The organism is Novosphingobium lindaniclasticum LE124, assembly GCF_000445125.1.
Taxonomy (GTDB): domain Bacteria; phylum Pseudomonadota; class Alphaproteobacteria; order Sphingomonadales; family Sphingomonadaceae; genus Novosphingobium; species Novosphingobium lindaniclasticum.
Genome location: NZ_ATHL01000055.1, coordinates 65,745 through 80,584 on the forward strand (window position 1 = coordinate 65,745; position 14,840 = coordinate 80,584).

Genomic DNA, 14,840 nt, shown 5'->3' on the forward strand with positions numbered 1-14,840 from the left:
ATGGACATGGAAGAAGAACAGGCAGAACTGATCGAGCAGGCGCGCAAGCTCTTTTCGGGACCGGTGACGTTCCTGAAGAGCGCGCCGGCACTCAAGTTCCTCCCCGACGGTGACGTTCCGGAAATCGCCTTTTGCGGACGATCCAATGTCGGCAAGTCCTCGCTGCTCAATGCCCTGACCGGCCGCAAGGCCATCGCGCGGACTTCGGTCACGCCCGGGCGCACGCAGGAATTGAACTTCTTCGACGTGGGTGAGCCGCTTCAGTTCCGGCTCGTCGACATGCCCGGCTATGGCTTCGCCAAGGCACCGCCCTCGGTGGTCGAGACCTGGCGTCGTCTGGTGCGCGACTATCTGCGCGGCCGGGTGGCCTTGAAGCGCACGCTGCTGCTGGTGGATGCCCGCCACGGCGTGAAGACGGTCGATGCCGAGATGATGAAGATGCTGGACGAGGCCGCCGTCGGCTATCGCATCGTCCTGACCAAGGCAGACAAGATCAAGGCGAGCGAACTTGAAAAGGTGCATGCCGAAACGATCGCGGAAGCGCGCAAGCATCCTGCGGCCTACCCCGAAGTGCATGTGACGTCCTCGGAGAAGGGGCTGGGCATCGCGGAGCTGCGCGGAGCGGTTTTCGCCGATTCGCTGACCTGAGAGGATCGGCGTCAGAGCGCGGCTCGTTCCTTGACGGGCTGACCAGACCAAGACAGCGGTATCCTTGCAGGGCGGGGGTGCCGCTGTTTTGTTGATGCCCGGCATAAGATCGCCGCGCTTCGTTTGAACGCGAGAACGGTCGGTCGCCGATATCGGGGCGTTCGCGATCGAACTTGGCACCGAAACGACGCCTTTTTGTCCTTTTAAAGCAATCATCGTGGGGCAAAGTTCGCGCTGATCGCCGGCGATGCGTGCATGAAGTCGACGATATCATGAATGTGACGATTGCGTGACGATGCAGGTTCCCCTAGAGGCGCCCGGTCGCGTCAATGAGAAGAAGGAGTCTCGCCATGCGCCAGATTGCCGTTCTTCCCTACCGCGCCACCGGGCCTTCGGTCGATGCGCCTATTCAGATCCTCCTGATCACTTCGCGCCAATCGCGGCGGTGGGTGATCCCCAAGGGTGGTCTCATGAAGGGCCTGCCCCCTCATGCCGCCGCGGCGGTCGAGGCGGAAGAGGAAGCCGGCGTGCGCGGGGCGGCCTGTCCAATTCCGCTCGGTTCCTACCGCTATCGCAAGACCCGCGCTTCGGGTGCTTCGGTCTGGGCGGATGTGGATGTATTCCCCTTCGCCGTTACCGAGGAGCTTGACTCCTGGGACGAACAGCATCAGCGCGAACGTCGCTGGTTCTCGATGGCCGACGCCGCTAAGGCGGTCGACGAAGAGGACCTGCGCGCGCTGATCCGTTCGTTCGGCGCGCGCGAGTTTCGCGCCGCCGCCAGCCCCGCCCGCCTGATCGGCGCGGTGGCTGACCGGATGGCCGACAAGACAGGGATCAATACAATGTTTGCCTGGTTCCAGAAGTTGCTGCCGCAGCAGGGCGACTTCTTTGAATTGTTCGAGCGGCAGGCGGCCACGCTGGTCGCCGGTGCCGACGCTCTCGCTCGCCTGGCGCAGGGCGGCCCCGGCCGCGCCCAGCACATCCGCGAAGTGGGGGAGCGCGAGCACGACGCCGACGACATTACCCGCGAAGTGCTCCAGACGGTGCGCCGCACCTTCCTGACGCCGTTCGACCGCTCCTCGATCACCAGCCTCATCACCACCATGGACGATGCCATCGACGAGATGCAGCAGGTGGCAAATGCCGTGAACCTCTACGAGGTCGCCGAGTTCGAGCCCGAGATGATCGACATGGCGGCGATCATCGTCGATGCCGCGCGCCTTACGGCGGAGATCATGCCGCTCCTGCGCAAGATCGCCGACAACGGCCATCGCCTCCATGAACTGACCGAGCGCCTCGTGCGCATGGAAGGTCATGCCGACGAGATCCACGCCGCCGGCCTCAAGCGCGTGTTCAAGGCGGACAAGGGCGGCGACGCCCTGCATTTCATCGTTCGCCAGGAAATGTTCCGCCGCCTCGAACGCGTGGTCGACCGCTTCGAGGACATTGCGAACGAGATCGACGGTCTCGTGATCGACCACGCCTGACCGGCGGCCTTTTCATCATGGAACATACGCTCGCCCTGCCGCTGCTGTTCGGCCTCGTCGCGCTGGCGCTGGCCTTCGACTTTCTGAACGGCCTCCACGATGCCGCCAACGCCATCGCCACCGTGGTGGCGACGCGGCTGCTGTCGCCGGTCGTCGCCGTGCTGTTCGCCGCTTTCGGCAACTTCGCGGCCTACTGGATCATGGGCCTTCACGTCGCCGAGACGGTGGGCAAGGGCATCATCGACAAGGACGCGGTGACGCCCGCCGTGGTCTTTGGCGCCCTGGTGGGCGCGATGTTCTGGAACGTCCTGACCTGGATCAAGGGCATTCCCTCGTCGTCCAGCCATGCGCTGATCGGCGGGTTGCTGGGTGCCGGCATCGCCGCTGCGGGGCCGGGCGTGGTCGAATCGGAAGGCACCGTGAAGACGGTGATAGCCATCGTGGCATCCCCGGTGCTTGGCTTCCTGATCGCCATGCTGATGATGCTGCTCACGTCCTGGGTGTTCAGAGGCACGACACCGCGCGCTTCGAACGGCGTGTTCAAGACGCTGCACCTGTTCTCCTCGGCCGCCTACTCGATCAGCCACGGCGGCAACGATGCGCAGAAGACCATGGGCATCATCGCGGTGCTGCTCTATTCCACCGGACATCTCCAGGGCGGTTTCCACGTGCCCGAATGGGTGGTGATCTCCTGCTATGCGGCGATTTCCATCGGCACGCTCTCGGGCGGGTGGAAGATCATCAAGACCATGGGCTCCAAGCTGACCAAGCTGAACCACCACTCGGGCTTCTGCGCTTCCACCGCAGGCTCGATCGTGGTCTTCGGGGCCAGCGCCATGGGCATTCCGGTATCCACGACCCACGCCATCACCGGCGCCGTGGTCGGCACCGGTGCCGCACGCCGGGCGAGCGCGGTGCGCTGGTCGGTGGCGAGCAGGGTTATCGTCGCGTGGTTCGTGACGATCCCGGCGAGTGCTATCGTCGGCGCGCTGTTCTTCGAGCTTACGCGATTGTTCTAAGGGAAAGAGAGAAGTCCTGGGGGATGATCCCCCAGACCCTCGGACTGTCGATCTTGCGCGCCGCTATTCGTCGTGCGCTCCCTGCGGCGCAGCCAATAAGTCTTCCGACGTAGCCATGGGCGCAAGACGGTGAGGCGGGGTGCGACCTCGACAGCAATGGGGGGCAGGGGGGCTTTGCTCCCCTGCTTTTATCTTACCCTTCTGCGACATTTTTCAACCTTGTTCATCCTCGACTTTGCCAGGCTGAACCGATAGGCCCGATACTCGACCTACGGGGAAATGCGCAGTGAAGCTCATCATCGGCAACAAGAACTACTCGAGCTGGTCGCTGCGCGGCTGGCTGGCCTGCAAGCAGTCGGGCCTGGCCTTCGAGGAGATCACGGTTCCGCTGTTCGGAGACGACTGGGAAGCCAAGCGCAGCTCCGACGATCTCGCCCCCAGCCACGGTAAAGTGCCGATCCTGTGGGATGGTGACGCGGTGGTGTGGGACAGCCTGGCGATTATCGAATATCTCGCGGACAAAGTCGGGCGCGACCGCTTCTGGCCCAAGGACGATGCGGCACGCGCCATGGCGCGGTCGATGGTGGCTGAAATGCACTCCAGCTACATGGCTCTGCGCCGGGCCTGTCCGATGAACATCCGCAATCGCGTGGAAGGCGTCCCGCTGGGTGAGGATGTGCGCGCCGATATCGTGCGCATACTGACCCTCTGGGCCGAGGCGCGCGCCCGGTTCGGCAAGGGCGGTCCTTTCCTGTTCGGCACGTTCGGGGCGGCGGACGTGATCTATGCGCCGGTCGTCAGCCGCTTCCTGACTTACGGCATCGGCGTCCCCGGTTTCGCCCAGGCCTATATGCAGGCCGTGTGGGAGCACGAGTGGATGCAGCAGTGGATCAACGCCGCCGAAGCCGAGGACTGGGTGATCGAGCAGTACGAAACCCCGATCGAGTGAAGGATCAGCCCGGCCGCTGGGCAGGATAGGGCCTGCCGTCCTTGTGGTGATAACCGCGGGCGTCGAATGTCATGTCGATGTCCGGATAGGATCCCGATCCGTTCGCATCGCCGGCGCTGATCGCCACGAAGACGCAGTCCGCCTCGCTCTCGTTGATGAGGTGGTGCCCGTTCTCGGCGCCCTTGGGCCAGGCGCAGACGTCTCCGGCGCGGATCACGGTGCGCCCGCCATCCTCCACCAGCACCGCTTCGCCCGAGATCATGACGAGCAGTTCGTCCTCGTCCCGGTGCCAGTGGCGCTGGCTGGACCAGGCACCGGGCTTCAGCACGACATGGCTGGCACCCATTTGGGTAAGCCCGCCGGCCGGTGCCAGGCGCCGCCACCACCGGCCTTCGACGGCCGCATCGAAGGGCTGCGGATAGCCGGTGCGGTTGGACGGCGGGATGGCGTCGATATCCAGTCTGGGCATGTCTGCTCCCCTCGATGGCTTCATGTTTCAGCTTATGTTTCGGCTATGGTCTTGGACGTGGACCTGTGCAATGGCCCGCGTCATGACCCAGACCGTCCTCGCTCTTGCCGAAGCCCTGTTGGCCTGCCCCAGCATCACCCCCGCCACCGGCGCGGTGTTCGATTGCCTTGAAGGCCAACTCGCCCCCCTCGGTTTCGCGGTCCATCGCTTCCTCTCCGGTGAAGCCCCGGACGGCCCGGTGGAGAACCTCTTCGCCATCCGCAAAGGCCCGGAAGGCGCGCGTCACTTCGCCTTCGCCGGCCACCTCGATGTCGTGCCGCCGGGCGAGGGCTGGAGCAGCGCGCCTTTTGCGCCTGAAGTGCGGGGCGAACTGCTCTACGGGCGCGGCGCGGTCGACATGAAGGGCTCGATCGCGGCCATGGTCGCCGCCGCGGCGCAGATCCCTGTGGAAGCAGGCACGATCAGCTTCATCATCACCGGCGACGAGGAAGGCCCCGCGCGCTTCGGCACGCTCGCGCTGATCGATCACATGCGGGCGGTGGGCGAAATCCCGGACCTTTGCCTCGTCGGTGAACCCACCTCGGTCCACCGCCTTGGAGACATGATGAAGATCGGGCGTCGCGGCTCGGTCAACGTGTGGCTGGAAGTCGAAGGCGTGCAGGGCCACGTCGCCTATCCGCACCTGGCGGACAACCCGGTCCCCAAGCTGGTCGCCATGCTTGCCGAACTCGACGCGCTGGTGCTGGACGAGGGCACCGACTGGTTCCAGGCCAGCAACCTCGAAGTGACCGACCTCACCGTCGGCAATCCCGCGACCAACGTGATCCCGGCCAGGGCCTCGGCCCGCATCTCCATCCGTTTCAACGACCTGCACACCGGCGAAAGCCTCTCGCAGCGGGTCAGCGAGATCGCCGAGCGCCACGGCGGCACCGCCCGCCCGGTGATCTCCGGCGAGGCGTTTCTCACCGAACCCGGCGCTTTCTCGACCATGCTGGCCGATGCGATCCGCGCGGAAACCGGCGTGGAGCCGGAACTCTCGACCAGCGGCGGTACATCGGATGCCCGGTTCCTCAAGGACCTGTCGCCAGTCATCGAATTCGGCCTGTCGAACGCCACCATGCACAAGCGCGACGAGGCCGTGGCGATTCCCGAGCTCGACATGCTCGTGCGTATCTACCGCCGCGTCACCGAGGCGGCGCTGGCGCAGGGCTGAGCGGTCTTTCGAACTCCCGGATAAGTCCGGCGGGCGACGTTGACCGGACGGGTCACGCTGTTAGTCTCGCCGGCAATTTTATTGCGAGGTGGGAATGGGCAGGCGCCTTACGCTCTATATCATCATCGGCATGGTGCTCGGCATCTTCGTGGGCTGGGTGCTTCATGCCACCTTCCCCGCCGGCGATCCGCGCCTCGCGCAGTGGGCCGACTACTTCAAGCTGCTGCCCGACGTCTTCCTGAAGCTGATCAAGATGATCATCGCGCCGCTGGTCTTCGCGACGATCGTCACCGGCATTTCGGGGATGGGCGACAGCGCCGCGCTGGGCCGGATCGGCGGCAAGGCACTGGCGTGGTTCATCTCGGCCAGCCTGATTTCGCTTGGGCTCGGCCTGATCCTGGTCAACCTGTTCAAGCCGGGCGTCGGGGCAGGGCTTACCACCGGCACCGACTTGGGGAAGCTGGAAACGGGCGAACTGACGCTGCGGCACTTCATCCTCGAAATCTTCCCGAGCAGCGCCGTCGATGCGATGGCAGAGAACAACATCCTGCAGATCCTGGTGTTCTCGGTCTTCGTCGGAGTCGGCCTCACCGCCATCGGCGAGCGTGGGGCGATCATCGTCAAGGTGAGCGAGGCCCTCTCGGAACTGATGCTGCAGATCACCGACTACGTCATGCGCTTCGCACCTTTCGCGGTGTTCGGCGCGCTCGCCAGTGTGATCGCCACGCAGGGTCTGGGCATCATCGTCACTTACGGCGTGCTCGTCAGCGAGTTCTACTTCGCGATGCTGCTGCTCTGGGTGCTGTTGTTCTTGATCGGGGGCGTGTTCCTGCGCGGCCGGATCGTCACCCTGTTCCGCTACATCCGCGAGCCGCTGCTGCTCTCGTTCTCCACCGCCTCGTCGGAAGCCAGCCTGCCCAAGCTGTTCGAACAGCTCGACCGTTTCGGCGTGCCGCGCCGCATTTCGGGCTTCATCCTGCCGCTGGGCTACAGCTTCAACCTCGACGGCTCGATGATCTACATGAGCTTCGCGTCGATCTTCATCGCGCAGGCCTATGGCATCCATGTGCCCATCGGCACGCAGATCCTGATGCTGTTGACACTGATGGTCAGCTCCAAGGGCATCGCCGGGGTGCCGCGCGCGAGCCTCGTGGTGATCGCGGCCACGCTGACGCAGTTCGGCCTGCCGGTCGAAGGCATCGCGCTGCTTCTGGGCATCGACACTTTCCTCGACATGGGACGCTCGGCGACCAACGTCGTGGGCAATGCGGTGGCCACGGCGGTCATCACCCGCAGCGAGGGCATGCTGCAGCCGCTGGTCGATCCGGATGAGGAAATGCCGCATGCGCCTTCGCATACGTCGTCGCACGGACGGCGAGGGCTCAATGTCGATCCCGAGCAGTATGAAGGTTGAAGGATAGAAGCAGGGAGCGCACAACGAATAGCGGCGCGCAAGATCGACATTCCGAGGGCCTGGGGGATCATCCCCCAGGACTTCCCTCTACCTCACTGCTTCAACTTCACCGGCATGAACGGCGCCAACCCGCACCCGGCCCCTCGCTGAAATCCGCTGCCCACCCGATTGAGCGGATAGATGATATCCTGCCGGCAAAGCTGCGAGAGCGAGGTCGCATAAGTGAAGCTGTCCGCCGACTTCAGCCCCGGACAGCGGTTCGGCAGGGTGACTCGCCAGACGCGATTGCCTGCGCCGCCGATGAAGTCGATCGTCCAGTCGTCGCGGATGCGCGTGCTGGAGAACTGGGTGAGTGGCAGGCAGTCCTGCGCGGAGCCGAGCGCTTCGGCGGCAGGACTGGGGGGCGGGGGAGGAGAGGGTTCGCGATCGGAGCAGGCAGCCAGCGCCAGCGGCGACAGCATCAGGACAAAGCGATGGAGGGCCATGGTAAACTCCCGATCAGGCGGCTTTCTTCGCACCCTTTTCCAGAACTTTGTCCTTGTAGTCGCACAAGTCAACCACCGGGCAGCGCCAGCACTCGGGCGTGCGGGCCTTGCAGATGTAGCGGCCGTGGAGGATCATCCAGTGGTGCGATCCCACGCGGAACGGCTGCGGTACACGCTTTTCGAGCTGCTTCTCCACCGCCAGCGGCGTCTTGCCCTTGGCGATGCCGGTGCGGTTGCCGACGCGGAAGATATGGGTGTCCACGGCGAAAGTTTCGGCACCGAAGGCGCAGTTCATGACGACATTGGCGGTCTTGCGGCCGACGCCGGGGAGTTCGACCAGCGCATCGCGGTCCTCCGGCACTTCGCCGCCGTATCGCGCGACGAGGATCTCCGAGAGCGCGATGACGTTCTTCGCCTTGCCGTTGAACAGGCCGATGGTCTTGATGTGCTCCTTAAGCCCTTCTTCGCCCAGTTCGACCATTTGCGCCGGTGTCTTCACCTCGCGGAACAGCGCCCGCGTAGCCTTGTTGACGCCCGCGTCGGTGGACTGCGCGGAGAGAACCACGGCGACGAGAAGCTGGTAGTTGTTGCCGAATTCCAGCTCCGTCTCGGGCGAGGGGTTGAGCTCGGCCAGGCGGCGGAAGAATTCGAAGATCTCCGCCTTGTTCAAAGGTCGAGGACCTCGGGCATGGTGTAGCGGCCGGCGTGCTTGTGCTGGAGCCACTGGGCGGCCTTGACCGCTCCGCGCGCGAAGATCGTGCGGTTTTCGGCAAGGTGCGAGAACGAAAGGCGCTCGCCCTCGCCAAGGAAGTGGACGGTATGGTCCCCCGCCACGGTGCCGCCGCGCAGAGCCGCGAAGCCGATGGTGCCGCTCTCGCGCTTGCCGGTGATGCCGTCGCGGCCGCGCACGGCGGTGTCGGCCAGACCGACCTCGCGACCCCTGGCAGCGGCCTCGCCCAGGAGCAGCGCGGTGCCGGAGGGAGCGTCCACCTTCATGCGGTGGTGAGTCTCGACGATTTCGATGTCCCAGTCTTCGCCGAGGCGGCTCGCGGCCTCGCGCACGAGGTGGGCGAGCAGGGTGACGCCCAGCGAGGTATTGCCGGTCTGGAGCACGGGAATTTGCTGCGCGGCCGAATCGATCAGCCAGTGGTGGCGTTCCTCGAGCCCGGTGGTGCCGATGACGATCGGAATGCCCGCATCGACGGCCGCATCGAGATTGGCTTCGAGCGCGGCAGGCGTGGAGAAGTCGATCAGCAGATCGGAATGCGCGGCGAGCGAACCGAGGTCGCCGTCGCGGTCGATGCCGCCGGACAGGTCTTCGCCTGCCGCCGCGATGGCCTGTGCGATGGCCTGCCCCATGCGTCCCGCGCTGCCGATAATTCCGATTCGTGCCACTTGCCGTCTCCGTTTAAGGCTGGTCTCATGGCCGGGATGAAGGACATCCGCAACATCGTCATCCTCACCGGCGCGGGCGTAAGCGCCGAAAGCGGCATCGATACCTTCCGTGGGGGCGGCCTCTGGGAGCAGCACCGCGTCGAGGACGTGGCGACGCCCGAAGCTTTTGCTCGCGATCCCGATCTGGTCCTGCGCTTCTACGACATGCGGCGCGAGGCGATCCAGACCAGGGTGCCCAATGCCGCCCACTTTGCATTGGCGAAGCTGGACCGCGAATGGCCAGGCGAACTGCTGATCGTCACCCAGAACGTCGACGACCTGCACGAGCGGGCAGGGGCGAAACGTGTGCTCCATATGCACGGCGAGCATCTGTGTGCCTGGTGCACGGCCTGCGACGAGCGTTCGCCCTGGACCGGGCCGCTGATCGACCGCCCGGCCTGTCCCGAATGCGGCGCGGCGGCGCTGCGGCCCGATATCGTCTGGTTCGGCGAGATGCCCTACCGCATGGACGAGATCTTCGAAGCGCTCGAACGGGCCGACCTGTTCGTCTCGATCGGCACTTCGGGCGCGGTCTATCCGGCGGCGGGCTTCGTGCGCAATGCGCGCGAATTCGGCGCGGAGACGCTGGAGCTTAATCTCGAACCCTCGCAGGGAACGCATTGGTTCGACGAGGCGCACCACGGCCTGGCGACGGAGCTGGTCACCGCCTGGGTCGATGAGATGCTGGGCGCCTGATAGCCGGCGTCAGGATGGACTGCCGCAGGCGCGGCAGCCGGGGTCCTTGGCGATCTTCAAGGGGCGCATCGAGGGTGCCATGCCGTCGATGAGGTGGAGCGTGCCGTATTGCGGCTCGCCGAGCGCCGACTTGGCCGCCAACAGCACACGCATCGCGTGCATGGCCGCGAACGTGCCGACCATGCCGACCATCGCCCCCAGCACGCCGTCGGCCGCGCATGTGTCGCAGTCCTGCGCATCGAAGGCATCGCCCACGAAACATCGGTAGCAGGGCTGATTCGGCAGATGTCCGGCAAAATTGGCGACCTGGCCCTGAAAGCGACCGATCGCCGCGGACGTGAGGGGAATGCCGAGTTTCACACAGGAATCCGACACCAGCAGCCGAGTCGCGAAGTTGTCACACCCGTCCAGTACCACGCTGGCGCCGGAGAGAATCCGTGCCGCGTTGTCTTCCCCAAGACGCGCAACGCAAGGCAGGACCTCAAGGCCAAGATCAAAGCGCCGCACCCATTCGGCCGCCGCTTCCGCCTTGGGCTTGCCGATATCCGATGGCGAATAAATCGTCTGGCGTTGCAGATTGCTGACGTCCACCGTGTCGTCGTCGATCAGCGTCAGCCGTCCTATGCCGGCTGCGGCGAGATACTGAAGGGCAGGACTGCCGATCCCGCCGCAGCCGACAAGCACCACATGGGCATTGGCCAATGCAACCTGGCCGACGCCGCCCACCTCGGGCAGCACGATATGGCGCGCGAAGCGCGGGAGGCGTTCGGGAGAAAGCGTCATTTGCGGGCCGCTTCCCCGGATTCGCCCGGCTCCGGCTCGGCGGCGAGGGCGCGCTCCTTGCGAAAGCCATGCATGCCGAACCACCACTGGGTCGCGATCACCGTGCCCTTGGCGGGCTGGAGCATGCCGATCATCATCGCCACGGCCAGCGGGATGAGGATCGCGAACATGGCCGCCGGGCCGAGGTGAAAGTCCTTGGACAGGGCGATGATCAGCGGCGCCATCAGGTGACCGGTAACGATCATGGCGATATAGGCGGGAAAGTCGTCGGCGCGCTGCGGCGTGAGATCCAGCGTGCAGACGGGGCAACGTTCCAGCGGCTTCAGCCAAGTGCGAAACAGGCGGCCTTCGCCGCAGCGCGGGCAGCGGCAGCGAAGCCCGCGCAAGGCGGCTTGCGAATAGGCTGCGGGGAGGGCGAGGCTCATCGGGAGGGCCTACAGCATGCAGGCCGGGGGGAGCAAGGCGGGTGGCGCCTTGGCCTCATTCGTCCTTGGAAATCTGCACCCGGTTCCGCCCGCCGTTCTTGGCGGCATAGAGCGCCCCGTCGGCATTGCGGGTGGCGTTTTCGAGATGCGCGAAACTGCGCACCGGGGCGATCCCGCAGGAGAACGTCACCGGCCACTCGTCGCCGCGCAGGCTGGGATCGAGCGCGATGCTGGCGCGCAGGCGCTCCATGACCACGTGCGCCTCTTCCAACAGGGTGTCGGGAAACAGGATCGCGAATTCCTCACCGCCCCAACGGCCGACGACGTCCGAGCGGCGCACGCCGTTCTCCAATCTCAGGGCGACTTCGCGCAGCAGCGCATCGCCGGTGGCATGGCCGAAGCGATCGTTGATGGCCTTGAACCGGTCGATGTCGACCATGGCAAGGACCCCGTTGCTTTCGCCCGCAAGCAGGCGGCGCGCCGAATCGAGAAAGCCGCGGCGGTTGCGCAGACCGGTCAGTTCGTCGCGTTCGGCGGTTTCGATCAGGCGCTCGATCCGGGGCGCCGATTCGTTGGCCGCCACACTGACGCCGTGGAGCAGGCGCCCGACCAGATCCTCGTTGCCGACCGGAACCATTCCGACCCGCTCACCGGCCTGGACCGCGCGCAGCATCTGCGTGGCGGTCTCGATCGGGCGCAACAGGGCGCGGATCGCGGCAAGGCCAAGAACGGTGCTGAAAAGCGTTGCGCCGAGCAGGACGAGCAATGTCGTCGGCTGCCACTGTCCGGTAGCGGCCTGATAGGCGATGCAGGCCAGGAGCGGCACATGAACGGCGCCGAAGCAGACGAAAAGGACACGCCACTCGTAGCGGCGCGGGAACAGGAACGTCGTTGCCTGATAGAAGCGCATGGAAAGTGCCTCTTCCTACGGGCGGAATCTGCCCGGCTGGACGGAAGCCTACATCACGACGCTTGTTCAATGGTTAAATTTTTACACTTGCCGCAAGAAGGCGAGGTTGTGCGCGCCGATGCCGCGAAGTGCGGTGGTCATCCCGAGAACCGGCCGGAATGACCACCTTGCAGGGCTCAGGATTCGAGCTGGCGCAGCAGCGAGCGGACGTCGCCGTCCATGTCGGCATCGCGGGTGCGCAGTTCCTCGATCAGGCGGACGGCGTGGATCACCGTCGAGTGATCGCGGCCGCCGAACTTGCGGCCGATCTCGGGATAGGAGCGCGGCGTCAGCACCTTGGCAAGGTACATGGCGACCTGGCGCGGGCGCACGACGGCGCGGGCGCGGCGCTTCGAGCTCATTTCCGTGCGGTCGATGCGGTAGAACTGGCAGACCGTCCGCTGGATCTCGTCGATGGTGATGCGGCGGCGGTTGGCCGAGAGGATGTCGGTAAGCTGTTCCTCGGCCAGCTGGAGCGAGACGGCCTGGCCGGTCAGCTGGGCATAGGCGATCAGCTTGTTGAGGCCGCCGACCAGTTCGCGCACGTTGCGGTTGATGGTGCGGGCGAGGAATTCGATCACGTCCGCCGGCACGTCCACCGAGGCGAAGCGGCCGAGGCGGTTCTCGAGAATCGAGCGGCGCAGTTCGATGTCGGCCGGCTGGATATCGGCGACGAGGCCCATCGACAGGCGCGAGAGCAGGCGCGGCTCGACACCGTCGAGCGCCTGGGGCGCGCGGTCGGCGGCGAAGACCAGGCGCTTGCCCTCCTGGAGCAAGGCATCGATCGTGTAGAGCAGCTCTTCCTGCGCCGAAGCCTTGCCGATAATGAACTGGATATCGTCCACCAGCAGCAGGTCGAAGCCGCGCAGGCGGGCCTTGAACTCGATCATCTGGTTCTGGCGCAGCGCCTGGACGAACTCGACCATGAAGCGCTCGGCCGAGCAGTAGAAGATCCGGGCATGCGGGTGGTTCGCGAGATAAGCGTGACCGATCGCGTGCAGCAGGTGGGTCTTGCCCTGGCCCGTCGCGCCCTTGAGGTAGAGCGGCGAGAACTGCGGCGTCTCGGTGGCGGCCATGCGCTGGGCGGCATTGCAGGCAAGCACGTTGCTCTGGCCGGTCACGAACGAGGTGAAGGTCTGCGAGGCGTCGATGCCGACCGGGCCCTGGCCGAGCGCGGCGAAAGCCTCGCCCTGGAGGACGGCGGCGATCGGATCGGCAGTGCCGTCCTTCGACCAGCCCTGGGCGGAATCGTTGGCCGGCGCGCTGGCGGGACGACCGCCGCCGCCGAGGCGCAGCTCGGGAAGCTGGCGGCGGCCGGGATGCACCAGGACGCGGACATGGCGCACGTCGGGCCGCGCGATCTTCCAGGCAAGCGAGAGACGGTCGGCAAAGCGATCCGCAACCCAGTTTGCCGAGAATTCGGTGGGCAGGTAAAGGTCGAGCGTACCCGTTTCCTTGCAGTAGTTGCCCGGCTGGATCGGCTTGATCCACTGGCTGTGCGCCTGATGGCCCAGGTCCTTGCGCAGGCCCTGACTGATGTCAGCCCAGTCTGCCGCCAGATTCACGGCTTCCTGATCCTCTTCCATCGCCACTCGTACCGCCTTCGATTTCTTAATCACGCCGTTTGCGCCCTGACTTGCCGGAGACCCGCCCGCTGTTGAACCTGACACTGGACCAACTCCCCTTGTTGGCAGCTACCCCGAATGTGGCCCAGCGGGCCGCGAAAGTTGAATGCCGTGCGTGGAACCGGTGCTCACTAGAGGTGAGACCCGGTCAACCCCAAATGGAGCCGGAAAATTCGGACAAAATCTCCCTCGACTGCAAGCACGCTTGCAGCAGGATTTTCGTCGTTGTCGATGTTCCCCGGGCCAGTTCCGCACGGCCTGTGGACTTCTTTTAGGAACGGGTTCGCTCGCGGTGCAAGCAGGCAGTCCCCAAATAAAAAAAATTATGGCTGTTGACTCGTCGTGAGTGCCCAATTTCCGTCATCATCGAGAATTCTCGAACAATAACAGATATTTACAGATGACCTGCAAAACCGCCGAATGCGAATCGCGCGGTTTCCCTAGGTTTCGCTCCGGAGATGTCCGAGCGGTCGCTTTGCCGCCTCCAGGGCTCTTGGTGAACGTCGATATAACGTTCCTGTTCCGTACTCGCAGGCCCTGCCTCACGGGATCGTCGGATGCGAATCGCTCGCCGATTCTCTGCGGCGGACCCGATTCTCCGCCCAGCTGTCACGGATCGATTCGGTACCGGTCCAAGCGGCCGCCTGCAGCAGCGATCGTCACCGTGCAAACCGTCACCGTGCAAACGGCTGCGGCCCGCGCCGCCATCTGAACGATCGCCGCAAAGGACGATCGTTCAGATGGCGGCGCGGGCCGCGAGCACACGATCGGACGCGCCCGAAGGCGCGCCTGCCGCGATATCAGCCGAGCGAAGCGACGCGCTTGGTCAGGCGCGACATCTTGCGCGAAGCCGTGTTCTTGTGAAGCACGCCGCGCGCCACGCCGCGCGCCAGTTCGGGCTGAGCTTCCTTGAGAGCGGCCGAAGCAGCGGTCTTGTCGCCGCCGGCAATCGCGGTCTCGACCTTCTTCAGGAAGGTGCGGATGCGACTGATGCGGTTCGTATTGATCTCCGCGCGGCGCTCGTTACGGCGGATGCGCTTGCGGGCTTGCGGCGTATTGGCCATCGAATTTCCTCTGTCTGGCCCCCCCACAGCGGTGATGGCGGCCCAATTGCCTGATCGAATCTCTAGGCGAGCGGACTCGCCGGAAAGCGCGCCCCTTAACGGTGAAGCGCCTCTCCGTCAACCCGGCAGAGGCCCCTGAAACCGCCTGTTTCTGGGTTTTCGGCCGCGGAGCGGCCACGC

At 65.2% G+C, this 14,840-nt stretch carries 16 protein-coding genes; 7 read left to right on the forward strand and 9 right to left on the reverse strand.

From position 1 onward, the window contains the following. The 4 genes from yihA to L284_RS32665 all read left to right on the forward strand — a co-directional run bounded on the left by yihA (position 1) and on the right by L284_RS32665 (position 4,103). Entirely contained in the window at positions 1–648 is a 648-nt protein-coding gene (gene yihA / locus L284_RS32650; RefSeq protein WP_031341836.1) for a ribosome biogenesis GTP-binding protein YihA/YsxC, read from the forward strand. A gap of 350 nt (positions 649–998) precedes the next feature. After that, a complete protein-coding gene (locus tag L284_RS32655) occupies positions 999–2,135 on the forward strand; it encodes a DUF47 family protein (RefSeq protein ID WP_021233517.1) in 1,137 nt (378 codons plus the stop codon). 17 nt (positions 2,136–2,152) lie between these two features. Further along, positions 2,153–3,154, forward strand: a complete 1,002-nt coding sequence (locus tag L284_RS32660) for an inorganic phosphate transporter (RefSeq protein ID WP_021233518.1) — start codon at positions 2,153–2,155, stop codon at positions 3,152–3,154. A gap of 286 nt (positions 3,155–3,440) precedes the next feature. Next, positions 3,441–4,103, forward strand: a complete 663-nt coding sequence (locus L284_RS32665; RefSeq protein WP_021233519.1) for a glutathione S-transferase family protein — start codon at positions 3,441–3,443, stop codon at positions 4,101–4,103. Positions 4,104–4,107: 4 nt separating this feature from the next. Here L284_RS32665 and L284_RS32670 read toward each other — a convergent pair whose 3' ends face one another. Continuing rightward, a complete protein-coding gene (locus L284_RS32670; protein ID WP_021233520.1) occupies positions 4,108–4,572 on the reverse strand; it encodes a cupin domain-containing protein in 465 nt (154 codons plus the stop codon). An 82-nt stretch (positions 4,573–4,654) separates the two neighbouring features. On the opposite strand from L284_RS32670, the gene dapE reads away from it, so the two are divergent. Together dapE and L284_RS32680 are read left to right on the forward strand one after the other, a co-directional pair. Continuing rightward, on the forward strand, positions 4,655–5,785 hold the full coding sequence (gene dapE / locus L284_RS32675) for a succinyl-diaminopimelate desuccinylase (protein WP_031341837.1): 1,131 nt from the start codon (positions 4,655–4,657) through the stop codon (positions 5,783–5,785). A gap of 94 nt (positions 5,786–5,879) precedes the next feature. Beyond that, the gene (locus L284_RS32680; RefSeq protein WP_021233522.1) at positions 5,880–7,199 is read left to right on the forward strand and encodes a dicarboxylate/amino acid:cation symporter; all 1,320 of its coding nucleotides are present in this window, start codon (positions 5,880–5,882) and stop codon (positions 7,197–7,199) included. 92 nt (positions 7,200–7,291) lie between these two features. Here L284_RS32680 and L284_RS32685 read toward each other — a convergent pair whose 3' ends face one another. Genes L284_RS32685 through dapB form a run of 3 tightly spaced genes read right to left on the reverse strand, consistent with a single transcriptional unit; the run spans position 7,292 to position 9,079 of the window. Continuing rightward, entirely contained in the window at positions 7,292–7,684 is a 393-nt protein-coding gene (locus L284_RS32685) for a hypothetical protein (RefSeq protein WP_021233523.1), read from the reverse strand. A 13-nt stretch (positions 7,685–7,697) separates the two neighbouring features. Beyond that, positions 7,698–8,354, reverse strand: coding sequence for an endonuclease III (gene nth / locus L284_RS32690; protein WP_021233524.1), 657 nt, complete (start codon positions 8,352–8,354; stop codon positions 7,698–7,700). Beyond that, the gene (gene dapB, locus L284_RS32695; RefSeq protein WP_031341839.1) at positions 8,351–9,079 is read right to left on the reverse strand and encodes a 4-hydroxy-tetrahydrodipicolinate reductase; all 729 of its coding nucleotides are present in this window, start codon (positions 9,077–9,079) and stop codon (positions 8,351–8,353) included. Before dapB ends, nth begins: the two co-directional genes overlap by 4 nt. Positions 9,080–9,115: 36 nt before the next feature. On the opposite strand from dapB, the gene L284_RS32700 reads away from it, so the two are divergent. Beyond that, on the forward strand, positions 9,116–9,814 hold the full coding sequence (locus L284_RS32700) for an NAD-dependent deacylase (protein WP_031341841.1): 699 nt from the start codon (positions 9,116–9,118) through the stop codon (positions 9,812–9,814). 9 nt (positions 9,815–9,823) lie between these two features. Here the strand turns inward: L284_RS32700 and L284_RS32705 are convergent, their stop codons facing one another. The 5 genes from L284_RS32705 to rpsT form a co-directional block, all read right to left on the reverse strand. Then, a complete protein-coding gene (locus L284_RS32705) occupies positions 9,824–10,597 on the reverse strand; it encodes a HesA/MoeB/ThiF family protein (RefSeq protein WP_021233527.1) in 774 nt (257 codons plus the stop codon). After that, positions 10,594–11,022: a DUF983 domain-containing protein gene (locus L284_RS32710; RefSeq protein ID WP_021233528.1), complete on the reverse strand. Its 429-nt coding sequence runs from the start codon at positions 11,020–11,022 to the stop codon at positions 10,594–10,596. Before L284_RS32710 ends, L284_RS32705 begins: the two co-directional genes overlap by 4 nt. A 55-nt stretch (positions 11,023–11,077) precedes the next feature. Beyond that, entirely contained in the window at positions 11,078–11,932 is an 855-nt protein-coding gene (locus L284_RS32715; protein ID WP_021233529.1) for a diguanylate cyclase domain-containing protein, read from the reverse strand. A 176-nt stretch (positions 11,933–12,108) separates the two neighbouring features. Then, the gene (gene dnaA, locus L284_RS32720; RefSeq protein WP_021233530.1) at positions 12,109–13,557 is read right to left on the reverse strand and encodes a chromosomal replication initiator protein DnaA; all 1,449 of its coding nucleotides are present in this window, start codon (positions 13,555–13,557) and stop codon (positions 12,109–12,111) included. 839 nt (positions 13,558–14,396) lie between these two features. Further along, on the reverse strand, positions 14,397–14,660 hold the full coding sequence (rpsT, locus tag L284_RS32725) for a 30S ribosomal protein S20 (protein WP_021233531.1): 264 nt from the start codon (positions 14,658–14,660) through the stop codon (positions 14,397–14,399). Between the last annotated feature and the right edge of the window lie 180 nt (positions 14,661–14,840).